This window comes from Clostridium magnum DSM 2767, assembly GCF_001623875.1.
In the GTDB taxonomy this organism is placed as follows: domain Bacteria; phylum Bacillota; class Clostridia; order Clostridiales; family Clostridiaceae; genus Clostridium_AM; species Clostridium_AM magnum.
Map to the genome: position 1 here is coordinate 1,138,359 of NZ_LWAE01000002.1, position 25,657 is coordinate 1,164,015.

A 25,657-nucleotide genomic window follows, 5' to 3' on the forward strand; every position below is an offset into this window, starting at 1 on the left:
TTATGCCCCAAAGGAGATGAATCGATGCCCTACAAACCCAAGCGTCCCTGTGCTTACCCCGGCTGCGGTCGGCTTGCTGAACGCGAGCAATACTGTGTCGAGCATCAAAAAGCAATGGACAAACAATACAACCAATACGAACGTGACCCCGCTTCCAATAAACGATACGGCCGTGCTTGGAAGCGCATCCGCGACCGCTACATCAAGTCGCATCCTCTTTGCGAAGAGTGTCAGAAGCAAGGAGCGCTCACCCCTGCCGAAGAGATACACCACATCCTCCCGCTCTCCAAGGGCGGAGGCAATGAGAAGAGCAACCTTATGGCTCTTTGTAAGTCATGCCACTCGCGTATTACTGCTGAGAGCGGCGACCGGTGGGGGTAGTCAAATCTCTAAAACTAAAATTATCGGACAGCGGCGTAGGGCTTCGTGTTAAAAAACGCAGTTTCAAACGAGGTAATAGACCCAACATAGAAAAACCCCTCACCATATAGGCAAGAGGCTTCTGAAAGTAGAATATTAAGAAACACGTGAAAAATCAAATTTCCCACTTGCCCAGTTAAAGGAGAGAACTATTCCATTGACTATTTGTAAACTAACGCAGGAATGTTCAGGGTTGATTTGAAAGGCTTTAACTTTTGCCATTATATCCATAGGGTTGATTATAATATGGCTGTTCTTATAAGTAAGTTTGTTGTTGTTCATGCTACGACATCCTTTCTTTTAAATTTAATCGTTATTAAACAGGTTCAGAAGTTTTCGGGCATCTTCGCCCAACCTTGTGACGGAGGAATTGTCCCTGGCGATTTGATACAGATCTCTTAGCTTGGAGGATATGTATTCATTCCAATCGACAGAGTTGCAAAGGAAATGTGCTTCATCAGCATTGACCAGGTATGCCTCAATTATGTCGGTTAGTTTGTGCTGTCCGTCTGTATCGGTGTAATCTACCCTATACAGATATAAAGTGCTGTTGATTTTTTCTATATTGGCATAGAAAAAATCATCCGTGATGTATTCCTTGGAATAAATGGTTTCTCCAATTTTTCGACCGTTACCCAATGATAACCATCCAATCCACGCATATTTATACGAACGGCTCTCTGGGTCATACTCGCCAGTCTCAAATACTCTTTTTGAAATTGGTCCGAGTTTATCAAAATCATCCGGATCATTAATACTGTCAATCTGCTTGTGGGTAAAGACATTCCAGAACTGCGTGCCATCCACCGACATGGTATAGAGGGATTCGATAAATTCGATGAGAGCATTTTCGTCTGTGGTGTTATCCATCCCATCAAGCATCAGGTAATCCATGGATACCTTTAGTCCATCTGCGATTTTTTTAAGTAGTTCATAACTCATGTTAAGACCGTTGTCATCCGGATTTGCTTTTTTCAAGCGGGATAGATACCCGCGGCTGACCTCGACCTCGTCCTCAAGAGAACTACGTTTGATGTTCCTCTTTTTGAGAAGCCTGTCGATGTTTTTCATTATTATCTGCTGCTGTTTGTGTTCCATGACGCTCACCCCCTGTGTTCTGATTGTAGATTATCCTAATTGAAGTAATATGTCAAGTTTTTGCAGATTTGAAGTATTTGAAGCTTAGCTTCAATAAAACGATTGATTCCTGTGTTTTTAGGCTTACGAGATGTCCATTAAGTACAAAGACAGATTGCCTGAATAGAAAAATGTGACAGGTTTCTGCCTATGTAAGAAATCTGTTTGAAGCAATGCTTCACAAAAATTTTTTATAAAAATTTTATGAGGAGGTGTTTTGATGGCCAAAGACGGTACAAACCGAGGTGGTGCTCGTGTCGGTGCGGGTGCAAAAAAGAAACCACTCACCGACAAAATAGCCGAGGGCAATCCCGGCGGCAGAAAGTTGACCGTTATGGAGTTTTCGGATACCGCAGATCTCAAAGGTCAGGCGATGCCCGAACCGAACAAGATGCTTGAAGCCGTCCAGAAAGACGGAAAGACGCTTGTTGCGAGTGAAATTTACAAGTCCACATGGCAGTGGCTGAACGAACGTGGATGTGCTGCTCTCATTTCTCCCCAGCTTCTGGAACGATACGCCATGAGCGTGGCACGGTGGATTCAGTGCGAGGAAGCGGTTACTGAATACGGATTTCTGGCAAAGCATCCCACCACGGGAAATGCCATTCAAAGTCCATATGTTGCAATGGGTCAGAACTATATGAATCAGACTAACCGCCTGTGGATTGAGGTTTTCCAGATCGTCAAGGAAAACTGCACTGGTGAATACAGTGGTGCAAACCCGCAGGACGATGTGATGGAGCGGCTTTTATCCGCTCGGAAAGGAAAATAAAAATATGACTACTTATAAAACAGCAGAAAGTGTATGTGCCGGACATCCAGATAAACTATGCGATATCATTGCAGATAGCATTTTGGAAGCCTGCCTGCGCAAAGATAAGGCTTCACGCGTGGCTTGCGAGGTTATGGCGACCAAAGGAAAAATTATCGTGGCGGGCGAGATCACCTGCAGCGAAAAAATTGATATTCGTTACATTGTCAGAAACGTGTTGAAAGAAGTGGGATACAATTCCCTGAAGTTTTTGATTTATGTATATGTACACAACCAGAGTGCAGATATTGCCGCGGGTGTTGACAGTGCGCTTGAAACTCGAAATGGTGTAAATGAGCAATATGGTTCTGTTGGTGCCGGTGATCAAGGTACCACGTATGGATATGCTACAAAGGAAACACGAGAGATGCTCCCCTTACCCCTTGTACTTTCCCACAGAATCGTAAAGAGACTTGATGATTGTCGTAAAGGAAAACTAATAAAAGGCATTCTTCCTGATGGAAAAGCACAGGTAACTGTGGAATACAAAGATGATACTCCGGTGCGAGTGAAGACCATTGTAGTATCGGTACAGCATGATAAGGAGAAAACCCAGGCGCAACTTAGGACGGACATTCTAAATAATGTCTTGTGGCAGTGCTTTGAAGACTTCCCTTTTGATGATGAAACAGAAATTCTCATCAATCCTTCCGGCAAATTTATCCTTGGAGGACCGGCTGCTGATACAGGCTTGACTGGTAGAAAACTGATGGTGGATACCTATGGCGGCCTTGCATCCCATGGTGGCGGAGCTCTTTGTGGTAAGGACCCAACAAAAGTTGATCGTAGCGGTGCTTACATGGCTCGGCATATTGCCAAGCACATCGTATGGTGTGGTTATGCCAAAAAATGTGAAGTAAGTATTTCATATGCCATTGGAAAGGCAAATCCGGTAGCCTTTTCTATAAATACACTTGGCACAAGTACTGTTGCTGATGAAATATTGGCTATTGCAGCACAGGAGGTTTTCAACCTTAGACCTGCGGCAATCATTGAAAAGCTACGACTGCGAAATGTCATCTACTCTGATACAGCGGTTTATGGGCACTTTAATAGCTGCCTGTTCCCTTGGGAGGATGTAAATAAATTTAGTGAATTTAGAAAGGCGGTGGAAAAGTATGCTGATAGAGAAGATTAAAACGAAACTACTTATTCCCGCTGATTATAATCCGAGGAAGGATTTAAAACCAGGCGACCCCGAGTACGAAAAACTAAAGCGCTCTCTTGAGGAGTTTGGATATGTAGAACCCGTTATTTGGAATAAGACCACTGGCAGAGTCATCGGTGGCCACCAGCGTTTGAAAATCCTGCTGAGCATGGGCATGGATGAGATAGAATGCGTGGTTGTTGAAATGGATGAGGAAAAGGAAAAAGCGCTTAATATCGCACTGAATAAAATAGGCGGTGATTGGGATAAGGAAAAACTAGCACTTCTCATCACGGATTTGAATGCTTCAGACTTCGATGTATCTCTGACAGGTTTTGATCCCGGAGAGCTAGACGATCTTTTCAAAGATTCGCTTAAAGATAAGATAAAAGAAGATGATTTCGATGTAGACAGCGAGCTGAAAAAGCCCGCTGTTTCTCGTTTAGGGGATGTTTGGATTCTAGGACAACATCGACTGGTCTGCGGAGACAGCACAAAGAAAGACACCTTTGATGTCTTAATGAACGGGAAAGCCGCTAATCTTGTAGTAACGGATCCCCCGTACAACGTCAACTACGAGGGAACGGCTGGCAAAATAAAAAATGACAATATGGATAATGAAGCGTTTTACGATTTTCTGCTTGCGGCATTTACGAACACCGAAGCAGCAATGGCGAAGGACGCTTCTATTTATATATTCCATGCCGACACCGAAGGATTCAATTTCAGAAAAGCCTTTGTGGGTGCGGGGTTTTATCTTTCCGGCACTTGTATTTGGAAGAAGCAGTCTCTCGTTCTTGGCCGCTCACCTTATCAGTGGCAGCATGAACCGATACTATTTGGTTGGAAAAAGAAAGGAAAGCATCTGTGGTATTCAGACCGCAAGCAAACCACCATCTGGGAGTTTGAGAAACCGAAGAAAAGCGGAGACCATCCAACTATGAAGCCAGTAGCACTTGTGGCATACCCCATTATGAACTCAAGCCTTACCAACTGTATCGTGCTCGATCCTTTCGGTGGCTCTGGAAGTACACTCATTGCCTGTGAGCAAACGGAGCGTATCTGCTACACCATTGAGCTTGACGAGAAATATTGCGACGTCATTGTGAAGAGGTATATTGAGCAAGTCGGAAACTCTGATGGAGTACTTCTTTTAAGGGATGGCATGGAACACAGATACTGTGATTTGCCAGAGGTGAATGCAGATGATTAAATTGACACTCGGCTCACTATTTGACGGTAGCGGTGGTTTTCCTCTGGGTGGTATGCTCTGTGGGATTGAACCGCTGTGGGCTTCGGAGATTGAGCCGTTTCCCATCCGGGTCACTACAAAGAGAATCCCGCAGATGAAGCATTACGGCGACATTTCCACGCTGAACGGAGCGAAATTACCGCCGGTTGATATTATATCTTTCGGCTCGCCATGCACCGATATGAGTGTAGCGGGCAAAAGAGCCGGTTTGGACGGAGAGCAATCCGTCCTTTTTTATGAAGCGATACGAATCATAAAGGAAATGAGGTGTAAAACCAATGGACGATATCCAAGGTATGCAATCTGGGAAAATGTCCCCGGAGCGTTCTCATCAAACAAAGGAGCCGACTTCAAGGCCGTCCTCGAAGCGGTCATCGGGATCCTCGAACCGACCGCTGAGATGCCTGTGCCTGATAACGGACGGTGGCCATACGCTGACGTCTACATGGGAAACGGATGGAGCGTGGCTTATAGAACTATCGACGCGCAATATTTCGGAGTGCCCCAACGCCGCCGCAGAATCTACCTTGTCGCAGATTTTGCAGGCGGATGTGCCGGAGAAATACTATTTGAGCGCGAAGGCATGTCAAGGGATTTTACGCCGAGCGGCAGCCCGTGGCAAAGAACTGCCGGAAATGCTGAAAACAGCTCTAGAAAAACAGGCAGTGGCATAACTTGCCTAAATGACCAAGGCGGAAGAGTGATGTCTGTATCGGAGGATGTTTCCGCAACGCTTCGAGCAGAGGAACATGGACATCAGCCTTGTGTAATGCAATCAAGTGGTTTTTGCACCGAACACAGTGCCAAGAGCAGAAGTGTCGGTTATGAGGATGAACGCTCCCCGACACTTCGAGCAGGTGTTGTTCCGGGTGCAGTCATGTCCTTTGAACCTGGTGCGGTTTCACGCATTGGCGGACATACAGATGAGAACCTTAGCGGATCGCTTCGTGCAAACATGGGAGATAATCAAATAGCTGTTGCGATAGAGAATCATCCCACAGACAGCCGTGTAAAACTCGCCGAGGATAATAAAGTACAGACGCTGACCTCTCGTATGGGAACAGGCGGAGGCAATGTACCCCTTGTTATGAACGAGCGTCAGTATGCTCTGACGATAGGTAAAGATGTAGCAAATACACTGACAGGTACAGATTATAAAGGAACGCAGTGTGTATTTGAGCCAACTCCTAAAACACTGAAGATCCGCTCTGGCTGTGATGGTGGCGGTAAGGGTGCATTGATACAGGATGATAAGTCTGCGACCCTTGGTTGCAATAATGATCAGACTGTTTTTGTACCTACTGCATACGGCATCTGTTCTGATAAGAGCAACTCTATGCAGTCAAGCAATCCACACAGCGGTATCTATGAAGCGGATACATCTCGTACCATTGATGCTAATGGTGGAAATCCGGGATGCAATCAAGGCGGTATTGCAGTGGTTGCCCTGCAAGGCTCGATGATTGGAAGAGATGATAAAAACGGTCCCCAAGGAAGCGGTATTGATGAAGAAGTTTCATTTACACTGAATACCATTGACCGTCATGCCGTTGCCTATGCTATGACTACCGGAGGCTATGCACAGGTTGAAAAAGATAAATCACCTACGCTTTTATCAAGAGATTATAAGGATGCTCCAATAGTTTCGCACCCATCTTATGGCATTGACCGAGCGGCTTTCAATCAAGGGCAGAACGCTCTATATAAACCAAGTATTGAGGAAGAACAGCAACCCACACTCACGGCAAAAGGTCCTGGAGTTGTGGCGCAGCCGGCCTCTTTCTATCCGCAGATGAAAGCTGAAAGTCAATGCTTTAGGCAGGACGGCACTTCAAATACGCTTGTCAACGGTACAAATCCAGGTTTTCAAAACGGTCTGGTTGAGCCGGATTATATCGTCCGTAGACTCACACCAACGGAATGCGCCCGGCTTCAAGGCTTCCCTGATTGGTGGTGCGCCGAACTAGGTACGGAAAACCTCACCGAAGATGAGATTGCGTTCTGGACTGAGGTTTGGGAAACCCACCGCAAAATCATGGGTGTGAGTAAAAAACCCAAAAGCCAAAAGCAGATTATCAAGTGGTTGCAAAATCCACATTCCGATGCAGCCGAATATAAGATGTGGGGCAACGGTGTGGCACTACCGTGCGTCTGTTTCGTACTGACTGGCATTAATTTATCAACACAAAATACCGCTGATTAATCGGACAGTATTTTCTACAGAAAGATGCTCTAAATGACTTGATATTTACAGCGTTTAGAGTGATATATGTAGTACCGAAAAACGAAAGGCGGTATGAAAAATGCAGATTATCTATAATGTTACAGGTCCAAAAAGAAAATCACTGGTTAGTGCAATCAGCCAGGAACTGAATGCTACGATAAAATACCTTGGCGCACCTACCTTCGCTTACGAGGTGGCTGGCTACCACATCGATAAAAACGGGATGCTTGATGGCGAGGATAATTACGGTCTGGTTGCTGACCTGCAGGGATTGCACGACTTCAAGGCGGTCACGGAAAAATACGACACACCGCTCCTGGAAGCAGAGCCTATTCCGGATGGTTTTCACGATTATGAGGAGCCTACCGCATACGATGAAACCGAGATATATGAGACAGCCGAATCCTCCCGACTGATTATACAAATGCCGAGGTCAGCTTTTACCAACACGGCACTTGAGAACCTCAAGGGATTGGTGGAAAGCAAAGCGTCCCTCATAAAGAAAGCGCTGGGTACGGATTCCATTCCCATCATTGAAAATGAAGAAATTGTTACCTTCCCTTGGTTTCAAGGTGAGTGTTCTTCGGATGAAGTCAAGGCTTACACCCACTTTATCACGGCACTCTGCGAAATAGCGAAAAAACAGACAAGGGTCAATTCCACCGAAAAACCCGTGGACAACGAGAAGTATGCTTTTCGCTGTTTCCTTCTCCGACTCGGTTTTATCGGCTCGGAACATAAAACTGAGCGAAAGATTCTCCTCTCCAAACTGACAGGAAGTTCTGCTTTCAAAAGTGGAACTGCCAAGCATGAGGAGGTGAATGAGCAATGAATATTATTCATCCCGAAATATTAAAGTCACTTAAAAACTATTACACTCCAGGAACGAGAGTTGTGCTTGTGATGATGAATGACCCTTATACTAAACTTCAGCCTGGTGCAAAAGGTACGGTCACTGGTGTTGATGACATGGGAACCATCCATGTGAGTTGGGATTCCGGCAGCTCCCTTGGTGTGGCATACGGCGAGGATTCTTGCAAGAAAATCGAGGAGTAATATAAACATATTATGACTTAATAAAGTATAGAAAACTTGTGTAAATTACATCAATTTATATCTCGAAATTGTCTGGATATACCTCTCTTATGACGGTAATATGTGACTACCGAAAGGGAAAACACACCTTCAAAGGAGAGAAAAACAATGTTTACAAAGAGGTTTGGAATTGAGATTGAATTTACAGGAATCACCAGAGCAAAAGCGGCAGAGGTTACCGCAGCTTTTCTAAACGGAACAGTTGAAAGTACCCACGATTACTACGACACCTATAAGATTAGCGCACCCGACGGACGAACTTGGAAGCTGATGAGTGATGCTTCGATTGACTGTCGCCGCAAGGAATATGGCAGAGTGGTTTCAGCCACCCGTGAATACAGCGTGGAACTGGTCAGTCCGATACTGACCTACCAGGAAGACATCAAAGACCTGCAGGAACTGGTTAGACGGTTGCGCAAAGCGCAAGCCTTCACCAATGCCTCTTGCGGGATTCACATTCATCTGGACGGGGCAGACCACACACCGAGAAGTATCCGAAACTACATCAACATCATCGCAAGTAAAAATGACCTTTTTTATAAGGCTTTGCAAATTGCGCCGGAGCGGATGAGTTACTGCAAAAAGATGGATAGTCTTCTGGTAGAGAAAATAAACCGTCGCAAACCGAAAACGATGGAAGCTATTGAGAACCTTTGGTATGAAGGCTACAGCGAAAGCACCAGCCGCCATTACCATTCAAGCCGATACCATTTTCTCAACCTACACAGTTTTTTCACAGGTAACCAAACGGTAGAGCTTCGGGGCTTCAACAGCGAGCTTCATGCAGGCAAGATAAGAAGCTACATTGTTCTTGCCCTTGCCCTTAACCACCAGGCCCTCACACAGAAATGTGCATCGGCAAAGAAACCGCAGATCGAGAATGAGAAATTTGCTATGAGAACCTACCTCAACCGCATCGGTTTCATCGGCGAGGAGTTCGCAAACTGCAGAGAGCATTTGACCGCAAATCTTGGCGGGTCAGCAGCTTGGCGATTTCGGGCCGCCTGAACAATTGCCCCGTAAAAACAAGGAGGATACAAATCAATGAATAAGACGTTATACCTTGCCTACGGCTCAAATCTCAACCTTGAGCAAATGGTGCACCGCTGCCCCACAGCGAAGCCTGTCGGGCCGGCGCTTTTGAAGGACTACCAGTTATTGTTTCGAGGTGGACACGGCGGCTCTGTGGCGACCATAGAACCTTTTAAGGGCAAGACAGTGCCGTGTCTGCTATGGGAGATTACCCCGGCTGACGAAGTGGCACTTGACCGTTACGAGGGTTTTCCATTCCTCTACCGAAAGGAAATGGTCAAAGTCAAACTCGGCAAAAAGAACGTGGAAACTATGGTGTACATCATGAACGAAGGTCGACCGCTCGGTGCTCCAAGCTGTTATTATTACAGCGTTATCTTGGATGGCTATAAAAGCGCGGACTTCGACATCGGAATTCTGAAACAGGCTGTCGAGGATTCTAAGGAGGACGGAAATGGATAAAAAAATTAAGGAACAGATACTTTTCATTCGCGCCACAGGTGAAACAAATATGTTTGATGTGCCAAAGGTGCAGGAAATAGCTTTGCGTGAGGGGTACGCCGAGTTACTTACATTCCTTACTGAGAACACTGGTGCCTATGCCCGTTTCATTCTGACTGGTGAAGAGTAATAAATAACTAAACACCAACTAGAGAACAGTGCCAAAAACGGCTCTGTTTCTCGTACAAATAGATTTGAAGGCTTGCTTATTGCGGGTCTATTTTTATGCTCGGAAGGAGGCGGTGGATATCCGAAAACTCAAGAAATACACTCCGACACAGTTCAAAGCTGCGGATTCAGTTTATGACAAAGCCGCCGCCGATTATGCCGTAGCTTTTGTCGAAGCCCTCTCACATACCAAAGGTACATGGGCGGGAAAGCCCTTTGATCTGATTGACTGGCAAGAGCGGATTATCCGCGATGTATTCGGAACTCTGAAGCCGAACGGTTACCGTCAGTTCAACACAGCGTATGTGGAAATACCAAAAAAGATGGGAAAAAGTGAGCTTGCGGCAGCTGTTGCCCTGTTGCTCACATGCGGAGATAACGAGGAGCGCGCCGAGGTCTATGGCTGTGCCGCTGACCGCAACCAAGCATCCATCGTTTTTAACGTGGCAGCGGATATGGTGCGGATGTGTCCGGCGCTGTCAAAACGGGTAAAAATCCTTGATTCAATGAAGCGGCTCATCTATCAGCCGACAGGCAGTATTTATCAGGTGCTTTCCGCTGATGTCGGCAACAAGCACGGATTCAATACCCACGGTGTGGTGTTCGATGAACTACACACTCAGCCGAACCGAAAACTCTACGACGTTATGACCAAAGGCAGTGGTGACGCACGAATGCAACCGCTGTATTTCCTTATAACCACCGCCGGAGACAACCAGAACAGTATCTGCTGGGAGGTACATCAGAAGGCGCTAGATATCATAAACGGCAGAAAGCATGACCCGACCTTCTACCCAGTGATATACGGTGCCGCTCCCGAGGAGGATTGGACTGATCCGAAGGTGTGGAAGAAAGCGAACCCTTCCCTTGGTATCACGGTCGGAATCGATAAAGTCAGAGCAGCCTGTGAGAGTGCAAAGCAGAATCCTGCCGAGGAGAACAGTTTTCGTCAGCTTCGCTTGAACCAATGGGTCAAACAGGCAGTGCGCTGGATGCCAATGGACAAATGGGATAAATGTGCATTCGCGGTTGACCCTACCGCGCTTGAAGGGCGCGTCTGCTACGGCGGACTTGACCTCTCGTCCTCCACAGATATTACGGCATTCGTGCTTGTGTTCCCCCCACTGGATGAAGAAGATAAATACAACGTAATGCCCTTCTTCTGGATACCGGAGGACAACATCGACCTCCGAGTCCGACGCGACCATGTGAATTATGATGTTTGGAAAAAGCAGGACTTTCTGAAAACTACCGAAGGTAACGTGGTGCATTACGGTTTCATTGAGAGTTTTATAGAGGAACTCAGTACGAAATACAATATCCGAGAAATCGCCTTTGACCGCTGGGGCGCTGTGCAAATGACACAGAACCTTGAAGGCATGGGATTTACGGTCGTGCCGTTCGGACAGGGCTTCAAGGATATGAGTCCACCCACCAAAGAACTGATGAAACTGACCCTGGAGCAGAAAATTGCCCACGGTGGGCATCCGGTACTTCGATGGATGATGGATAATATTTTTGTTCGTACAGATCCTGCCGGAAATATAAAAGCAGATAAGGAAAAGTCCACTGAGAAAATCGACGGTGCAGTGGCAACGATTATGGCACTTGACCGCGCAATACGGTGTGGAAATGACAACGGCGAGAGCGTATACGACAATCGTGGACTTCTCGTATTTTAAATAAGGAGAGTGATGTCTATGGGAATCCTACAAGGTATATTCAAGGCGCGCGACAAGCCTAAGGACAGCTTAGGTGGCAGTCGTTACAGTTTTCTTTTCGGCGGTACAAGTGCCGGAAAACCAGTCAACGAGCAAACCGCCATGCAAATGACGGCGGTGTACTCTTGCGTGAGGATATTATCTGAAACGGTGGCGGGGCTTCCGCTCCATGTATACCGCTATAATGATAGCGGAGGCAAAGAGAAAGATATCACCCACCCGTTATATAAGCTGCTCCATGATGAGCCAAACCCTGAGATGACTTCATTTGCGTTTAGAGAAACGCTGATGAGTCATCTTTTATTATGGGGCAACGCATATGCACAGATTATTCGGAATGCTCGCGGTGAGGTTATCGCCCTTTACCCTCTGATGCCGAACAAAATGACGGTCGATCGTGATTCAAACGGCCGGATTTTCTATTTGTATCAGAGAAGCACCGATGATGCGCCCATGCTCGGAAAAGACAGTCAGGTCTACCTTGCACCCTCGGATGTGCTGCATATTCCAGGTTTAGGTTTTGACGGTCTGGTCGGTTATTCCCCCATTGCAATGGCAAAGAATGCCGTGGGATTGGCAATTGCCACCGAGGAATACGGAGCGAAATTCTTCGCCAATGGCGCTGCACCAGGCGGTGTGCTTGAACATCCTGGCACAATAAAAGATCCGCAAAAGGTCAAGGAGAGCTGGAATGCCGCCTACCAAGGCTCGCAAAACGCGCATCGTGTGGCTGTGCTTGAAGAAGGCATGAAGTACCAAGCCATCGGCATTTCACCCGAACAGGCACAGTTTCTCGAAACACGGAAGTTTCAGATTAACGAAATCGCCCGCATTTTCAGGGTGCCGCCGCATATGCTCGCCGACTTGGAGAAATCCTCGTTCAGCAACATCGAGCAGCAGTCGCTGGAATTTGTGAAATACACCCTTGACCCATGGGTAGTGCGCTGGGAGCAGGCTATGTGCCGTGCATTGCTTATGGGAAGCGAAAAGCCGACCGTATTTATTAAGTTTAATGTGGACGGTTTGCTTCGTGGCGACTATGTATCCCGCATGAGCGGTTATGCAACCGCACGACAGAACGGCTGGATGAGCGCCAACGATATCCGTGAGCTTGAAAATCTCGACCGTATCCCTGCGGAGCTTGGCGGAGATCTCTATCTTATCAACGGTGCGATGACCAAATTACAGGACGCAGGTGCGTTCGCAAATACTACAAGATTGGAGGAAACCGAATGAAGAAATTTTGGAACTGGGTAAAGGACGAAGAATCCGACACCCGAACACTCTACCTTGATGGCGTAATTGCTGAAGAAAGTTGGTTTGACGATGATGTCACCCCACAGGCGTTCAAAGTTGATTTGACCGCAGGCGAGGGTGACATTGTTATTTGGCTCAACTCTCCTGGCGGCGACTGTATTGCGGCAAGTCAGATTTATGCGATGCTGATGGACTACAAAGGCAAAATAACCGTCAAGATTGATGGCATCGCAGCATCTGCCGCAAGTGTGATTGCAATGGCGGGAACGACTGTGCTCATGGCTCCAACTGCTTTGATGATGGTGCATAATCCGCTGACCGTGGCAATCGGTGACAGCGAGGAAATGCGGAAGGCCATCTCCATGCTCTCGGAGGTCAAGGAAAGCATCATCAACGCTTACGAAATCAAGACCGGGCAGTCGAGAGCGAAGCTATCCCACCTTATGGATGCTGAAACATGGCTGAATGCCAACAAGGCAATCGAACTCGGCTTTGTGGACGGTATTTTGGAAGATGAGAAAAAGCGTGTGCAAAAAGATAGTGTCACTTATGCTTTCAGCCGCCGGGCCGTAACAAATTCACTGTTAAACAAGGTATGCCCAAAGAATCTGCCTGTAAAAACGGGCACACCCATCGAGCAACTTGATAAGCGGATATCTATCATTCAACACTAAATTATTAGGAGGAAAAACAATGAGTAAAATTCTTGAATTGCGCGAAAAGCGCACAAAGGCATGGGAAACGGCTAAGGCTTTCCTAGATACCAAGCGCGGTACGGACGGGATCGTCTCTGCCGAGGATACCGCCACCTACGAAAAAATGGAGAACGATGTGGTCGCTCTCGGCAAGGAAATCGACAGACTCGAAAAGCAGGAAGCCCTCGACCGTGAACTTTCAAAACCGCTGAACGCTCCGCTCACCACCAAACCCGCTGTTCCTGGTATGGACACCAAGACAGGAAAGGCATCCGATGAGTACAAAAAAGCGTTCTGGAATGTAATGCGCTCTAAAAATCCGCATTACGATGTTGTAAACGCTCTGCAGGTAGGGACCGACAGCGAAGGCGGTTATCTTGTTCCAGATGAGTTTGAACGTACGCTCGTTCAATCTTTGGAGGAAGAAAACATTTTCCGTAAGCTGGCAAAAATCATTCAAACTTCCAGTGGTGACCGTAAAATTCCCGTTGTTACAACCCACGGCTCCGCTTCGTGGCTCGATGAGGAAGAACTCTATCCCGATAGTGATGAAGTATTCGGTCAGACCTCTATTGGCGCATATAAACTCGGCACTTTCATCAAAGTCTCCGACGAATTGCTGAGTGACTCCGTGTTCGATCTGCAAAACTACATCAGCACCGAGTTTGCTCGTCGTATTGGTTCCAAGGAGGAAGAAGCTTTCTTCGTAGGCGATGGTTCTGGTAAGCCCACGGGTATTTTTGCCGCAACAGGCGGTGCACAGCTTGGAGTTACTACCGCAGGCGCAACCGCTATTACAGTGGATGAGGTTATCGACCTTTTCTACAGTTTGAAATCTCCGTATCGTAAGAAAGCTGTGTTCGTTATGAACGATGCGACCGTAAAAACAATCCGTAAGCTAAAGGACGGTCAGGGCCAGTATCTGTGGCAACCTTCGCTGACCGCGGGAACGCCGGATATGATTCTGAATCGACCCGTATACACCTCGGCGTATATACCTGCAATTGAGGCGGGGGCGAAGTCCATCGCGTTCGGTGATTTCGGTTATTACTGGATCGCTGACAGGCAGGGGCGCGCCTTCAAGCGTTTGAACGAACTTTTCGCTACTACAGGTCAGGTCGGCTTTATGGCCACTCAGCGTGTGGACGGCAAACTGATTCTGCCGGAGGCTATCAAGGTTCTCCAGCAGAAAGCGTAACGGAGGTGCGACATGGGTTATAACACAAAGAACTACACCGAACAAGGCGGTGAGAAAACCGTCATCGGCGGTACTCTGGAAATCAAGGAGGGAGCCTCGGTAACGGGGCTTCCTACCGCTGCGAATCAGGCAGACAGCACCGCTACCGATGCCGCTGGTCTGGTAACGGATTTTAATGCCCTTCTCGCGAAGCTAAAAGCGGCGGGTTTGATGGTCGCAGACGAAGTATAACCGGAAGGAGGCGGATGGCATGACAACAGATAATCTTCTCCCCAAAGTAAAAGCAAACCTAATCTTGGCGCATGATGCAGACGACGGCCTTCTGCTACACTACATCAAAGCCGCCGTCTCCTACGCGGAGAGCTACCAACATGTCACTGAGGGCTATTACATTGAAAACTCTATGCCGCCCACCACGGAACAAGCAGTAATCATGCTATCGGGTCATTTCTACGAAAGCAGAGATGGCTCGACGGCTGGTTTCTTCGCCGACAGCGTACAAGCTGGTCAACAAGTGTGGAATACAGTAAACCTACTTCTACGGCTTGACCGAGATTGGAAGGTGTGACATGAGTTTTGGGAAAATAAACACCTTTATTGACGTTATTGAGAGAGTAACTATAAAAGACTCGGAGGGATTCAGCACTGAGATTGACAGCATTGTTGCTTCTATAAGAGCATATCGGGAAGGTCGGCACGGTACCGAAATATGGGCCAACAGAGCCGTATTTTCGGAAGCCACCGATCTTTTCCGTTTCCGCTGTATTCCGGGTGTCACCGTTACGACCGCAATGCTTATTGCTTGTGAAGACGGGCGATTTGAAATTACCTCGGTGGAGGATGTCAAAGGTCGTGGAATGTACATTGAAGTACTCGCCAAGGAGGTGAAGCCCAGTGGCTAAAGTAACTATGAAAATGCCGGAGGACTTTCTCCTAAAGGTTTCACGGTTAAACGATAAAACTGATGAAATCGTCCCTCGTGTGCTTAAGGCTGGCGGTGAGGTTGTGCTTGACAAGGTAAAATCTAATCTGAATTCAGCGATTGGTAGTGACACAAAGTATCCTTCGCGTTCCACGGGCGAGCTTGCGGCAGCATTAGGACTTTCATCCGCTTTACAGGACAGGGATGGCAATCACAACGTTAAAGTCGGCTTTTCCGAACCGCGTCGTGACGGAAGTAGCAATGCGAAAATAGCCAATATCATCGAATACGGAAAATCGGGTCAACCGGCAAAACCATTCTTAAAGCCAGCGAGAACCACCAGCAGAAAGCCGTGCATCGAAGCGATGAAAGCAAAGCTGGACGAGGAGGTAAATAAGATATGAGCCTACTTTCGGATTTGAGCGAGGTCCTGGAACCGCTGGGTATTCCTATTGAAGCCGGCGTGTTCAGCGGTATGCCGCCTGACGAATATCTGGTCTTTATCCCTCTGACGGACATATTCGAAGTACATGCTGATAACCGCCCCGGCTTTGATGTGCAGGAAGTGCGGATATCACTGTTCTCAAAAGGCAATTACCAGCAGCGTAAAAGGCAGATCACTGCGGCTTTACTGAATGAGGATTTCACAGTGACCGAACGACGGTATATCGGACACGAGGACGATACCGGATATCACCATTACGCCATTGATGTGGCAGAAAATTATGGATTGGAGGAATAACACATGGCAACTATCGGTCTTGACAGACTGTACTATTCAAAGATAACCGAAGATTCCAACGGCGAAGAAACCTACGCTGTACCTTCGGTGCTTGCCAAAGCCATCACCGCCGAGCTCTCGGTGGAACTGGTAGAGGCAATACTTTACGCAGACGATGGTGCCGCTGAGGTCGTGAAGGACTTCAACAGCGGTACACTCACCCTCGGTGTGGATGACATCGGCCCAACGGTTGCGGCAGATCTAACCGGAGCATCCACCGATGACAACGGTGTGCTGATCTCTGCCAGCGAGAATGTAGGTACACCAGTAGCGGTGGGTTTCCGTGCACAAAAGGCTAACGGCACATACCGCTATTTCTGGCTGTACCGAGCGAAATTTGGCCTACCTGCAACGAACCTACAGACGAAGGCGGATTCCATCACCTTCTCTACACCAACCATTGAGGGAACCGTCATGCGCAGGAACAAGCTGGACGGCATGGGCAAGCACCCATGGAAAGCGGAGGTCACTGAAGGTGATGCGGGTGTATCTGCCGGTACCATCACCGGCTGGTTTACTGAAGTTTACGAACCGGTCTACACGCCGGAACCTTAGGAGGGTTGAATCATGGATAATGAAAGAAGCGCCGCCATCAACATCGGCGGCAAAGAGTATGAATTAATTCTGACCACACGTGCTACAAAAGCGATAGCCGGTCGATATGGCGGGCTTGAAAACCTCGGAGAAAAACTGATGAAATCAGAAAACTTCGAGATGGCTCTGGACGAGATTGTTTGGCTAATTACGCTGCTTGCAAACCAGTCTATTTTGATTCGCAACCTTAAGAATAAGAACGCGCCGGAGGAACTTCTCACTGAGGAGGAGGTCGAGCTACTCACTTCACCGCTTGACTTGGCAGCATATAAAAATGCAATTACCGAAGCGATGTTTAAAGGCACAAAGCGCGACGTGGAAAGTGAGGAAGAAACTCCAAAAAACGTGCAAGTCGGGTAACGGACGCTGAAGTCTTTACCCGGCTTCTTTATTACGGAACAGTTCAGATGGGTATGGAAGCAGAGGAATTCTGGCTCATGCCCATCGGACTGTTTTTCGATTTATGGGCTTGCCACAAGCAATGGCATAGCATTGAAAAGCCAAAGAAAACCCGGACAATTGACGATATTATCCCGCCGGGTATTTAGGGGGAGGTGAAGGTATGGCGGACAATTTTGGTTTGAAAATAGGTGTTGAGGGCGAGCGTGAGTTTAAGAAAGCTCTCTCCGATATCAATCAAAGTTTCAAGGTGCTGGGCAGTGAAATGACCCTTGTGACCAGTCAGTTTGATAAAAACGATAAATCTGTGCAGGCGGTCACCGCTCGTAATGCGACTCTGAATAAAGAAATCGACGCACAGAAAGACAAGATTTCAACCCTTAAGGCTGCTCTTGATAACGCCTCCTCTTCTTTCGGTGAAAATGACCGCCGCACCCAAAACTGGCAGATTCAGCTGAACAAGGCGCAAGCGGAACTTAACGGTATGGAGCGTGAACTTGAGCAGTCCACTGTCGAAGCAGATAATCTCGGTGAAGAATTGGACAATTCGGGCAAAAGTGCAGACGATGCTGGCGGCAAGTTTGATAAGCTCGGTGGCATACTTACGGGCATCGGTGTAGCGATGGGCGCGGTTGCTGTTGCTGCTGGAGCTGCTGCTATAAAGTTAGGGAAAGAGGTTGTTCAACAATTCGGAGAGTTGGAACAGAATCTCGGTGGCTCAGAGGCGGTTTTCGGCGCATACGCTGCATCGATTCAGAAAACCGGTGAGGAAGCTTATAAAAACCTCGGTGTGTCACAGAGTGATTACCTCTCCACCGCCAACAAAATGGGTGCGTTGTTCCAAGGCTCTGGTATACAGCAGCAGAAAAGTCTTGAGCTAACCGAAAAAGCCATGCAGCGTGCTGCAGATATGGCTTCCGTTATGGGGATAGATATGTCCTCTGCGATGGAGGCGGTCACAGGTGCGGCAAAAGGTAATTTCACCATGATGGACAACTTGGGTGTTGCAATGAACGCGACGAGTATCCAGGCATATGCTGCCTCGAAGGGTCTTGATTTCGTCTGGGCAAGTGCGAGTAACGCCGAAAAAGCTGAAGTCGCGATGCAGATGTTTTTCGAGAACACTGAGCAGTATGCCGGCAACTTTGCGAAAGAGTCAACTCAGACAATTTCCGGTTCTATTGGATTGTTACAAGCTGCGCTTGGCTCTTTTACAGCCGGACTGGGCAATGCCAATGCCGACATGACAAACCTCACGGAGAATCTTGTAGATGCTTTCGAGTCGGTTGTCTCTAACATCGTACCGGTTTTAGAGAATATCGTAGCCGCATTGCCGACAGCAACAGGCGCAATTTTATCAGCGGTCGCCGACCTGCTTCCCATGCTGCTTGAAACCGTTACAAGTATATTTACGCAGGTACTGGAAACAATTTTGAACCTCTTACCTGAACTTATTCCGGCGGCGGTCAGTGCCCTAATGACAATTGTCGGAGCATTGATTGATAATCTACCGTTACTCATAAATGCGGCAATAGAACTGGTAACAGCACTTGTGGAGGGTATTGGAATAGCTTTACCGCAACTCATACCCGCAGCGGTTTCGGCGGTCACGCAGATTGTCCAAGGTTTGATTGAGAACCTACCAATGCTGCTGGATGCGGCTTTGCAGTTGATTATAGGGTTAGCACAGGGATTAGTTGATGCAATACCTCAACTTGTTTCTGCCTTGCCTGCCATCATTGAAGCACTGGTGGATTTTCTGATTGAAGCTATTCCACAAATCATTGAAGCAGGCATTCAATTGCTGACCTCATTGGTTACAGCATTGCCCACCATCATTACGGCAATTGTAGAAGCGATTCCGCAAATTATTGACAATATCATTAATGCTGTCATAGAGTCAATCCCCATGATTATTGACGCAGGCATCCGGCTTCTGATATCGCTAATTCAGGCACTTCCGCAGATTATTACTACTGTTGTAGCAGCGATTCCAAAGATTATAACCTCACTGGTAAACGCTATTGTAGGTAATATCGATAAGATCATTCTGGCGGGTGTTCAGCTGTTCGTTGCCCTCATTGCTAATTTACCCAGAATCATCGTTGAGGTGGTCAAGGCTGTACCGCAGATTATATCCGGACTGGTCAAAGCCTTTACTGGTTATATAAGCTCAATGGCCCAAGTAGGCGGCAACTTGATCAAAGGCCTATGGAAGGGTATTTCGGATGCGGGTGCATGGCTATGGAGTAAGATCTCAGGATTTTTCGGAAATGTGGTATCGAAGATTAAAAACTTCTTCGGCATCAATTCCCCCTCAACCCTGTTTGCCGGACTTGGCCACAACATGGGCGAAGGCATCGGCGTAGGCTTTGAGGATGCAATGGCCGCAGTATCGAGGGACATGCAAAATGCAGTACCCACAAACTTTGATTTGAATTACAAGGGTTTATCCGGGCAGGGCAGCGCCACCGGTACAAGCATCACGCAAAATATCTCAGTGGTGACACCTAAAGCTTTGTCTGAAAAAGAACTTACACGGGAGTTTAAGAATCTCTCGCGTAAGCTGGCACTTGAATATTAAAGGAGGTCTGGCTATGGAACTTACTTATATTAATGAAGATGGCAGAAGCATCACGCTTAAACAAAGCCGCCCGTATTTTCTTACCAAGATAGACGGCACAGGCAATGTTCGCCAGACCGTTAACACCTTCAAGGCACCGGATCAAGACGGTGCTTTTTATATCTCCTCCACACTGGATATGCGAAACATAATACTGGAGGGTACGGTCGTAGCAAATACACCTGACGATGCCTATGTATGGAGACAGCGTTTCCTTCAAATATTTAGCCCTAAACTAAATGGAATGCTCGTATACCGTGAACGGCAAATCGCCTGCGTTGTTGAGGAAGCGGGTTTCACCGTTTCCACCAGGCAGCGAATACCTAACTTCTTCGTCAGTTTGCTTTGCCCGTCTCCCTTCTTCGAGACACTGGATGAAGTTCGTGAGGAACTGGCATCTTGGATACCGTTACTCGAATTTGAACTGGAGATACCTGAAAGCGGCATGGAGTTTGGAATGCGTCAGCCCAGCCAGATCATCACGGTTGAAAATATTGGCGATGTTTCTTGCGGCTGCGAGATTGTGTTCCAAGCGCTGGGAACAGTTACGAATCCGGAACTCTTGAACATAGACACTGGGGAATATATCCGTCTTCTCACGACGATGAATGCCGGGGATGAACTTCGTGTATATACCCATTTTGCTGGTAAGCGCGTAGTTAGCGTGAACGGAACGGTGGTAACAAATGCTTTTTCCCTGCTGGACACCGACTCAGTGTTTTTCCAGCTTGCCTCAGGTATTAACACGTTGCGTTACGATGCTTCAGTCAATATGGAACTACTGGAGGTCAGCATTTATTATCGACCGCAGTTTCTGGGGGTATGAATATGCAACTATATATCTACAATTCAAACCGAGAGCTCACGGGTATCGTGGAGTCTTTCGAGTACTTGCGCTGGACTCGGCGTTACTCCCAATGTGGTTCTTTTGAGCTAAAAGCCATTGCAACTCCGGAGAACACTGCACTCTTAAAAGAAGGGAATATCATTTGGAAAAACGATGATGAGGAAGCCGGGATCATTGAACATCTGGAATTGTCTCAGACCGAGCATGAAATCATCACGGCGAGCGGTCGCTTTGCTACCTCCTTCCTCTCTCGGCGTATTGTGTGGGGAACAGAGAAGTTATCCGGCGATCTTTCAGATTGTGTGGAGCAGCTTATAGAAAATAATCTCATAAACCCTACCGATGTGGCTCGACAAATAACCGGAATATCCTTCTTTTCTCCGAATTTAGGTGTGCCCATCAGCACACAGATATCGTTCCGAAACTTAATGGATACAGTGACGGAACTATGCAACACTTCGGGTATTGGCATTAAGACCGTGCTCAATCCTGCTACAGGCATCTTTACAGTGACCCTGTATAACGGCGCTGACTCCCAGGCGGTATTCTCCAAGGAGTACGAGAACTTGACTGAACAGATATACACAGAGAGTGCGGCGGATTACGCCAATACCGCACTCATCGGCGGCGAGGGTGAAGGCGCAGACCGGACATTTGTAGCCATTACAAGCGGCTCTGGGGAGACCCGCCGTGAGGTATTCGTTGATGCCAAAGACTTACGGGCGGAGGACTTCGGAGCGGATTACACTGGAGCGCTGACTTTTCGGGGCCAGAGCAAGCTGAGTGAGCAGGCAATACGTTATTCGTTCGACACCTCGGTCAACCCTCACGGCAACTTGACATACAAGATTGACTTCGACCTTGGGCAGACCGTCAAAGTCATCTCCAAGGCATGGGGCGTATCCATGACGACGCGAATCACCGAGATTGAGGAAACATATGACGCGGATGGGCAGAGCATCAGCGTAGTGTTTGGAAAGGCTGAGCTAACTATAGCGCAGAAAGTTCGCTCCGACATAAGCGAGGTTAAAACGGCATTATCGGCACCGACCGGCATATCCGAAGTGGCAGAAGCCTTGGGCATCGTGGAGGGAACGCTGGGTGCTGTAGAGGAAACCTTGGGTGATTTGACGGAGGTAGACCCGGATATTCAAGGTGACAATGTCGCGGATACCATTAACAACCTGTTCGGGAAACTTCCAGCGCTTGAAATAACTGTAGGTGCGGGCACTATATCGATCGGTCAATACGCCTTACACAACATGGTGCCGGGAGATGCGTTTTACTTCACCTCGTGGAGCGGTAGCAAGTTCAGTGACCAACCAAGTGACGATGGGCATGTATTTCTGATAAAGCACAGCGGAGACAACACGGGAAACGATTATCAGAGGGCGATGGGTTTCTTTATATCCCGTAACACTATGACATTCTATGTAATTTCAGTTTTCGTGTTCAATAATCCGTCTGGTCAAGCGAACTGGCTCAACATCAATAATGAACCAATAACCACGGCGAGGATTGCAAATGGCGCTGTGACTACTGCGAAGATCGCCCAGGAAGCCAACACCTCACTCACCTACTCGCTTGGAAGTGGCGTGACAATGGGTGCGAATATGTCATTTGTGAATAAGGGCATCGTTTCAATCGGAATGCAGGTCAACGTTGGTGCTTCGGGAGTCGCCTCTGGCGGCACGATTCTAACAATAACAAACGCGAACTTTTACCCGTACTCGACGGTACGCTCTGTGGCGATTGCGGTTGGGGGCAGCGGTACCAATATGCCGATTACAATCAACACAAGCGGTGTGGTGGCGAACGCAGCTGGTTCCACACTGCCTACGGGTTTTTACCTTATATCTTGCTCTTACGCGAGAGCTTAAAGGGAGGAAAGCAATATGGAGAAAAGCGGCTTTTTTAACTCCTCGGACGGAGACAGAGTCTATGACGCGATTGACTTCTCAGCATATTTCGGAAGTCTTGTCTCGAATGGAGTATTTTATATGGCAGCCACAAACCTACAAGTATCACCATCAATCGGTTTGGCTGTGAATGTGGCGGCAGGAAGCGCGTGGATTAACGGATACCGTTATGAGAATACGGATGCCTTAAACAGGCCTCTTTCAACGGCAAATGGAAGCAATCCCCGTATTGACCGGATTGTGGTCCGATTAAGTCAGATCAGCCGAAGCATTCAGATTGCCGTTGTTGACGGAACCCCCGCTGCAACGCCTGTGGCTCCGACATTGACAAGAACCAGCGACATCTATGAACTCGGAATCGCAGACGTGCTTGTACCGACGGCAGCCACATCAATAGTTTCAAATAACATCATGGATACCCGTATGAATACCAGTCTTTGCGGTTTGGTGAACTCGTTGGTATCGGCAGTCTACGAATAGGAGGTGAATGACAATGGCGGATATTAGTGGTATAACTCTGCAGGCGGGCACTGGCCCGTCTGTTTTTTACACTATCACATATACTAAAAGCCGGCCAAATAATAATCAGATGACCTATAACTTCACCATATCCGCTGCATTAGGTTCATCAGGTTCCTTCATCCACAACGGTTATGCCCTGCTTTGTACCATGACCGTAAACGGCTCTTCCTCACAGGTGCGTATTAAGACGGTAGACGGCGATAACTGGGACGGAACAACACCGAGACTTAGATATGTTTCGGTGACCTGTCCTTCCACTACAGGGAACACTACGCAGGGCGTACGCTTTCGAGTGGTGTCGGATGGGAGGCTGACGCTTTCTTCAGGCGTAATCGACAATTCAAGCTACACGGTGTTAAGTTCAGCGCTTCTTACCACAGTCTGCGGAGCGCCGACCTCTTGTTCGGTCAATCCCATTCTCTCAGAAGGCGGGATTACCCTTTCATGGAGCGGAGCATCCGGCGGTATAAGTAACACGATTTCTAGCTATGAGATCCAATACAGCGAATCTACCGACAACTTCACTTGGGGAGCATGGACAGCACTGACTACAGTTTCAACCACAGCCACCAGCGGCAGTGTGGCTACATCGCCGCCGTCCATAAGAGGCAATTACCGAAGATTTCAAGTGCGCACACGTGGTACAGCAGGGGCAAGCTATTATTCCGGATGGAAAGTATCAACGAACTCCGTCCGAAGAAATACAGCACCAAAGCCAGCAACGACGGCTGTTGCATCTCCCGCAGCATATAGCGATGAGACCATTACGCTGACTTGGAGCGGAGCATCAAGCGGTACCAGCCCGGTCAAGGGATACCAGATTGCCAGACGCACATCCACGGATAACAGCACATGGAGTTCATGGAACGTGCTGACCACGCTAATACTGGCGGCAAGCGGAGGCAGTTATAACCCAACTGTATCGAGAACTCCTGGAACATATACTCAATTTGGCATCTGGACAATTGATACATTTGATGTTTACTCGGTGGAGAAGATCAGTAACAGTATCTATTGTAACATCACAGCTTGTGGAGCACCTACGGCTTGCTCGGTAAGTGTAACCTTAGCTGAAGGAAACATCTCTCTCTCATGGAGTGGTGCATCCGACGGTGCAGGCAATGCCATCACATCCTATGAGATACAGTATAGTGATTCGGCAGATGACAGTAACTGGGGAGCGTGGACGGCACTGACCACGGTAATCACTTCTGCAACAAGCAGTATCTTAAGCGTGAGTCCTTCAGGTGCGCGCGGGTATTATCGCCAATTCCGGATCAGAACACGTGGTGCCGCCGGGGAGAGTTTCTACTCCGACTGGACTGTTTCCAGCAACACTGTCCGCAGAAATACACTGCCTACGCCACCTTCTTCCTTTAACGCCGCTCCTGTTATTTACGAATCAAGCACTGTAACTCTTACATGGAGCGGAACGATACCCGGAACCAGCGCTATCAAGCAGTATGTCATTCAGCGCTCAACTTCAACGGACGGGACTAACTGGTCGGCGTATGAGGCTCTGACAATCATCGTTTCAAGTGCCCCTTCGGGGACATTTACAGCGAACGCATCTCAGATAGCCGGAATGTATACCCGTTACCGTATCAGCGTAACAGATACATTGGATGCAGTCTCTGCCTATGTAGTCAGCGGCACAGTAAAGAAAAACAGTCCGCCAACTGCCCCGGTAATCGTCTGCCCGATATCTAGCAGTTCCAGTTATAATACCACCCCGCGTTTCATGATTACAACGGGTGTCGAACCAGACGGTCAGACGCAGATTATGGAAGTGAAGATTGACGCAGGTGTATGGATTAACAGCGTGGACAATCCTGAGATGTTTTCCACAAGTGGTTATCTCAGCAACGGCGCAAAAACGGTGTACCAAGCGGCAACGTTGGCTACAGGAAACCATACTGTAACCCTACGCTGCCTTGATAGCGATATCGAGTCGTCTAGCCCGGAGGTTGTACGTGCTTTTACGGTACTTCCACCACCATTTGAAACGATCACTGTGAACGAAACGCATGTCAAGGCAACTCATATCCAAACGCTCCGAAACGCTGTAAACAAGGTGCGAAGCTATTACAACCTGTCACCTGTGACTTGGAGTGAGGAAATTGTTGCTGGAAAGACCACAGTTAAAAACTGGCCGTTCCATATCACGGAGCTTCGAAAAGCTATCGAGCCGGTCATCACAACAGTCAACAGCTTTGATTCCTCGATGACCTTTGATATCCCGCCTATAACATGGCTGCCCATCGGAACAGGGCGGCCAAAAGCGGACGTGATGCAACAGATTCAAGACCTGTTATTGATGCTTTAGACACAATACAACCATAGCGCTCTCGTAATATGCGGGAGCGCTTTTCTATACACAAAATTATGGAGG

At 47.8% G+C, this 25,657-nt stretch carries 28 protein-coding genes; 26 read left to right on the plus strand and 2 right to left on the minus strand.

What is annotated here, in order from left to right; translation table 11 throughout:
• Positions 1 to 24 precede the first annotated feature (24 nt).
• Positions 25 to 381 (plus strand): HNH endonuclease, encoded by a 357-nt coding sequence (locus tag CLMAG_RS12710; protein WP_066622608.1) that lies wholly within the window; start codon positions 25 to 27, stop codon positions 379 to 381.
• A gap of 135 nt (positions 382 to 516) precedes the next feature.
• Here CLMAG_RS12710 and CLMAG_RS12715 read toward each other — a convergent pair whose 3' ends face one another.
• Both CLMAG_RS12715 and CLMAG_RS12720 read right to left on the minus strand, forming a co-directional pair.
• The gene (locus tag CLMAG_RS12715; protein WP_066622609.1) at positions 517 to 702 is read right to left on the minus strand and encodes a hypothetical protein; all 186 of its coding nucleotides are present in this window, start codon (positions 700 to 702) and stop codon (positions 517 to 519) included.
• Between the two features lie 24 nt (positions 703 to 726).
• A complete protein-coding gene (locus tag CLMAG_RS12720; RefSeq protein WP_066622611.1) occupies positions 727 to 1,518 on the minus strand; it encodes a helix-turn-helix domain-containing protein in 792 nt (263 codons plus the stop codon).
• A 259-nt stretch (positions 1,519 to 1,777) separates the two neighbouring features.
• Here CLMAG_RS12720 and CLMAG_RS12725 point away from each other — a divergent pair, with 259 nt between their 5' ends.
• The 25 genes from CLMAG_RS12725 (at position 1,778) to CLMAG_RS12845 (ending at position 25,591) form a co-directional block, all read left to right on the plus strand.
• Complete coding sequence (locus CLMAG_RS12725) at positions 1,778 to 2,329, plus strand: P27 family phage terminase small subunit (RefSeq protein WP_066622613.1); 552 nt, start codon at positions 1,778 to 1,780, stop codon at positions 2,327 to 2,329.
• Between the two features lie 4 nt (positions 2,330 to 2,333).
• Positions 2,334 to 3,506: a methionine adenosyltransferase gene (gene metK, locus CLMAG_RS12730; RefSeq protein WP_066622615.1), complete on the plus strand. Its 1,173-nt coding sequence runs from the start codon at positions 2,334 to 2,336 to the stop codon at positions 3,504 to 3,506.
• A complete protein-coding gene (locus CLMAG_RS12735) occupies positions 3,487 to 4,728 on the plus strand; it encodes a site-specific DNA-methyltransferase (protein WP_066622617.1) in 1,242 nt (413 codons plus the stop codon). The genes metK and CLMAG_RS12735 overlap by 20 nt, the downstream gene beginning before the upstream one ends.
• Positions 4,721 to 6,970 (plus strand): DNA cytosine methyltransferase, encoded by a 2,250-nt coding sequence (locus CLMAG_RS12740; RefSeq protein ID WP_066622619.1) that lies wholly within the window; start codon positions 4,721 to 4,723, stop codon positions 6,968 to 6,970. The genes CLMAG_RS12735 and CLMAG_RS12740 overlap by 8 nt, the downstream gene beginning before the upstream one ends.
• 100 nt (positions 6,971 to 7,070) lie before the next feature.
• Positions 7,071 to 7,823 (plus strand): virulence protein, encoded by a 753-nt coding sequence (locus CLMAG_RS12745; RefSeq protein WP_066622621.1) that lies wholly within the window; start codon positions 7,071 to 7,073, stop codon positions 7,821 to 7,823.
• Positions 7,820 to 8,047, plus strand: a complete 228-nt coding sequence (locus CLMAG_RS12750; RefSeq protein WP_066622623.1) for a DUF4314 domain-containing protein — start codon at positions 7,820 to 7,822, stop codon at positions 8,045 to 8,047. The genes CLMAG_RS12745 and CLMAG_RS12750 overlap by 4 nt, the downstream gene beginning before the upstream one ends.
• A gap of 147 nt (positions 8,048 to 8,194) precedes the next feature.
• Positions 8,195 to 9,094, plus strand: a complete 900-nt coding sequence (locus CLMAG_RS12755; protein WP_066622624.1) for an amidoligase family protein — start codon at positions 8,195 to 8,197, stop codon at positions 9,092 to 9,094.
• 36 nt (positions 9,095 to 9,130) lie between these two features.
• Positions 9,131 to 9,580, plus strand: a complete 450-nt coding sequence (locus CLMAG_RS12760) for a gamma-glutamylcyclotransferase family protein (protein WP_066622626.1) — start codon at positions 9,131 to 9,133, stop codon at positions 9,578 to 9,580.
• Positions 9,573 to 9,749, plus strand: a complete 177-nt coding sequence (locus CLMAG_RS12765) for a DUF5049 domain-containing protein (protein WP_066622629.1) — start codon at positions 9,573 to 9,575, stop codon at positions 9,747 to 9,749. Before CLMAG_RS12760 ends, CLMAG_RS12765 begins: the two co-directional genes overlap by 8 nt.
• Before the next feature lie 118 nt (positions 9,750 to 9,867).
• Positions 9,868 to 11,469: a terminase large subunit gene (locus CLMAG_RS12770; RefSeq protein WP_066623109.1), complete on the plus strand. Its 1,602-nt coding sequence runs from the start codon at positions 9,868 to 9,870 to the stop codon at positions 11,467 to 11,469.
• A gap of 18 nt (positions 11,470 to 11,487) precedes the next feature.
• Positions 11,488 to 12,744: a phage portal protein gene (locus CLMAG_RS12775; protein WP_066622631.1), complete on the plus strand. Its 1,257-nt coding sequence runs from the start codon at positions 11,488 to 11,490 to the stop codon at positions 12,742 to 12,744.
• The gene (locus CLMAG_RS12780; RefSeq protein WP_066622634.1) at positions 12,741 to 13,439 is read left to right on the plus strand and encodes a head maturation protease, ClpP-related; all 699 of its coding nucleotides are present in this window, start codon (positions 12,741 to 12,743) and stop codon (positions 13,437 to 13,439) included. The genes CLMAG_RS12775 and CLMAG_RS12780 overlap by 4 nt, the downstream gene beginning before the upstream one ends.
• Before the next feature lie 19 nt (positions 13,440 to 13,458).
• Positions 13,459 to 14,658, plus strand: a complete 1,200-nt coding sequence (locus CLMAG_RS12785) for a phage major capsid protein (protein WP_066622635.1) — start codon at positions 13,459 to 13,461, stop codon at positions 14,656 to 14,658.
• Between the two features lie 12 nt (positions 14,659 to 14,670).
• Positions 14,671 to 14,889 (plus strand): head fiber protein, encoded by a 219-nt coding sequence (locus CLMAG_RS12790; protein ID WP_066622637.1) that lies wholly within the window; start codon positions 14,671 to 14,673, stop codon positions 14,887 to 14,889.
• A 19-nt stretch (positions 14,890 to 14,908) separates the two neighbouring features.
• Positions 14,909 to 15,226 carry a head-tail connector protein gene (locus CLMAG_RS12795; RefSeq protein ID WP_066622638.1) on the plus strand — a complete coding sequence of 106 codons (318 nt, stop codon included), beginning with the start codon at positions 14,909 to 14,911 and terminating at the stop codon, positions 15,224 to 15,226.
• A gap of 1 nt (position 15,227) precedes the next feature.
• Positions 15,228 to 15,560 (plus strand): head-tail adaptor protein, encoded by a 333-nt coding sequence (locus CLMAG_RS12800; RefSeq protein WP_066622640.1) that lies wholly within the window; start codon positions 15,228 to 15,230, stop codon positions 15,558 to 15,560.
• Entirely contained in the window at positions 15,553 to 15,984 is a 432-nt protein-coding gene (locus CLMAG_RS12805) for an HK97-gp10 family putative phage morphogenesis protein (RefSeq protein ID WP_066622643.1), read from the plus strand. The genes CLMAG_RS12800 and CLMAG_RS12805 overlap by 8 nt, the downstream gene beginning before the upstream one ends.
• Positions 15,981 to 16,322 carry a hypothetical protein gene (locus CLMAG_RS12810; protein ID WP_066622644.1) on the plus strand — a complete coding sequence of 114 codons (342 nt, stop codon included), beginning with the start codon at positions 15,981 to 15,983 and terminating at the stop codon, positions 16,320 to 16,322. The genes CLMAG_RS12805 and CLMAG_RS12810 overlap by 4 nt, the downstream gene beginning before the upstream one ends.
• A gap of 3 nt (positions 16,323 to 16,325) precedes the next feature.
• Positions 16,326 to 16,916 carry a major tail protein gene (locus CLMAG_RS12815; RefSeq protein ID WP_066622646.1) on the plus strand — a complete coding sequence of 197 codons (591 nt, stop codon included), beginning with the start codon at positions 16,326 to 16,328 and terminating at the stop codon, positions 16,914 to 16,916.
• Between the two features lie 12 nt (positions 16,917 to 16,928).
• Complete coding sequence (locus CLMAG_RS12820) at positions 16,929 to 17,315, plus strand: hypothetical protein (RefSeq protein ID WP_066622648.1); 387 nt, start codon at positions 16,929 to 16,931, stop codon at positions 17,313 to 17,315.
• Between the two features lie 202 nt (positions 17,316 to 17,517).
• Complete coding sequence (locus CLMAG_RS12825) at positions 17,518 to 19,938, plus strand: phage tail protein (protein ID WP_066622650.1); 2,421 nt, start codon at positions 17,518 to 17,520, stop codon at positions 19,936 to 19,938.
• 13 nt (positions 19,939 to 19,951) lie between these two features.
• On the plus strand, positions 19,952 to 20,803 hold the full coding sequence (locus CLMAG_RS12830; RefSeq protein ID WP_066622652.1) for a phage tail family protein: 852 nt from the start codon (positions 19,952 to 19,954) through the stop codon (positions 20,801 to 20,803).
• Positions 20,804 to 20,805: 2 nt separating this feature from the next.
• Positions 20,806 to 22,704: a siphovirus ReqiPepy6 Gp37-like family protein gene (locus tag CLMAG_RS12835; protein WP_066622654.1), complete on the plus strand. Its 1,899-nt coding sequence runs from the start codon at positions 20,806 to 20,808 to the stop codon at positions 22,702 to 22,704.
• A gap of 15 nt (positions 22,705 to 22,719) precedes the next feature.
• Entirely contained in the window at positions 22,720 to 23,223 is a 504-nt protein-coding gene (locus tag CLMAG_RS12840) for a hypothetical protein (RefSeq protein WP_066622656.1), read from the plus strand.
• 13 nt (positions 23,224 to 23,236) lie between these two features.
• Entirely contained in the window at positions 23,237 to 25,591 is a 2,355-nt protein-coding gene (locus CLMAG_RS12845) for a phage tail protein (RefSeq protein ID WP_066622658.1), read from the plus strand.
• Positions 25,592 to 25,657 lie beyond the last annotated feature (66 nt).

What these genes read in the sequence shown, in the direction of transcription:
- CLMAG_RS12710 (WP_066622608.1), top strand. Translation starts at nt 25, where the DNA reads ATGCCCTACAAACCCAAGCGTCCCTGTGCTTACCCCGGCTGCGGTCGG.
- CLMAG_RS12715 (WP_066622609.1), bottom strand. Translation starts at nt 702, where the DNA reads ATGAACAACAACAAACTTACTTATAAGAACAGCCATATTATAATCAAC.
- CLMAG_RS12720 (WP_066622611.1), bottom strand. Translation starts at nt 1,518, where the DNA reads ATGGAACACAAACAGCAGCAGATAATAATGAAAAACATCGACAGGCTT.
- CLMAG_RS12725 (WP_066622613.1), top strand. Translation starts at nt 1,778, where the DNA reads ATGGCCAAAGACGGTACAAACCGAGGTGGTGCTCGTGTCGGTGCGGGT.
- metK (WP_066622615.1), top strand. Translation starts at nt 2,334, where the DNA reads ATGACTACTTATAAAACAGCAGAAAGTGTATGTGCCGGACATCCAGAT.
- CLMAG_RS12735 (WP_066622617.1), top strand. Translation starts at nt 3,487, where the DNA reads ATGCTGATAGAGAAGATTAAAACGAAACTACTTATTCCCGCTGATTAT.
- CLMAG_RS12740 (WP_066622619.1), top strand. Translation starts at nt 4,721, where the DNA reads ATGATTAAATTGACACTCGGCTCACTATTTGACGGTAGCGGTGGTTTT.
- CLMAG_RS12745 (WP_066622621.1), top strand. Translation starts at nt 7,071, where the DNA reads ATGCAGATTATCTATAATGTTACAGGTCCAAAAAGAAAATCACTGGTT.
- CLMAG_RS12750 (WP_066622623.1), top strand. Translation starts at nt 7,820, where the DNA reads ATGAATATTATTCATCCCGAAATATTAAAGTCACTTAAAAACTATTAC.
- CLMAG_RS12755 (WP_066622624.1), top strand. Translation starts at nt 8,195, where the DNA reads ATGTTTACAAAGAGGTTTGGAATTGAGATTGAATTTACAGGAATCACC.
- CLMAG_RS12760 (WP_066622626.1), top strand. Translation starts at nt 9,131, where the DNA reads ATGAATAAGACGTTATACCTTGCCTACGGCTCAAATCTCAACCTTGAG.
- CLMAG_RS12765 (WP_066622629.1), top strand. Translation starts at nt 9,573, where the DNA reads ATGGATAAAAAAATTAAGGAACAGATACTTTTCATTCGCGCCACAGGT.
- CLMAG_RS12775 (WP_066622631.1), top strand. Translation starts at nt 11,488, where the DNA reads ATGGGAATCCTACAAGGTATATTCAAGGCGCGCGACAAGCCTAAGGAC.
- CLMAG_RS12780 (WP_066622634.1), top strand. Translation starts at nt 12,741, where the DNA reads ATGAAGAAATTTTGGAACTGGGTAAAGGACGAAGAATCCGACACCCGA.
- CLMAG_RS12785 (WP_066622635.1), top strand. Translation starts at nt 13,459, where the DNA reads ATGAGTAAAATTCTTGAATTGCGCGAAAAGCGCACAAAGGCATGGGAA.
- CLMAG_RS12790 (WP_066622637.1), top strand. Translation starts at nt 14,671, where the DNA reads ATGGGTTATAACACAAAGAACTACACCGAACAAGGCGGTGAGAAAACC.
- CLMAG_RS12795 (WP_066622638.1), top strand. Translation starts at nt 14,909, where the DNA reads ATGACAACAGATAATCTTCTCCCCAAAGTAAAAGCAAACCTAATCTTG.
- CLMAG_RS12800 (WP_066622640.1), top strand. Translation starts at nt 15,228, where the DNA reads ATGAGTTTTGGGAAAATAAACACCTTTATTGACGTTATTGAGAGAGTA.
- CLMAG_RS12810 (WP_066622644.1), top strand. Translation starts at nt 15,981, where the DNA reads ATGAGCCTACTTTCGGATTTGAGCGAGGTCCTGGAACCGCTGGGTATT.
- CLMAG_RS12815 (WP_066622646.1), top strand. Translation starts at nt 16,326, where the DNA reads ATGGCAACTATCGGTCTTGACAGACTGTACTATTCAAAGATAACCGAA.
- CLMAG_RS12820 (WP_066622648.1), top strand. Translation starts at nt 16,929, where the DNA reads ATGGATAATGAAAGAAGCGCCGCCATCAACATCGGCGGCAAAGAGTAT.
- CLMAG_RS12825 (WP_066622650.1), top strand. Translation starts at nt 17,518, where the DNA reads ATGGCGGACAATTTTGGTTTGAAAATAGGTGTTGAGGGCGAGCGTGAG.
- CLMAG_RS12830 (WP_066622652.1), top strand. Translation starts at nt 19,952, where the DNA reads ATGGAACTTACTTATATTAATGAAGATGGCAGAAGCATCACGCTTAAA.
- CLMAG_RS12835 (WP_066622654.1), top strand. Translation starts at nt 20,806, where the DNA reads ATGCAACTATATATCTACAATTCAAACCGAGAGCTCACGGGTATCGTG.
- CLMAG_RS12840 (WP_066622656.1), top strand. Translation starts at nt 22,720, where the DNA reads ATGGAGAAAAGCGGCTTTTTTAACTCCTCGGACGGAGACAGAGTCTAT.
- CLMAG_RS12845 (WP_066622658.1), top strand. Translation starts at nt 23,237, where the DNA reads ATGGCGGATATTAGTGGTATAACTCTGCAGGCGGGCACTGGCCCGTCT.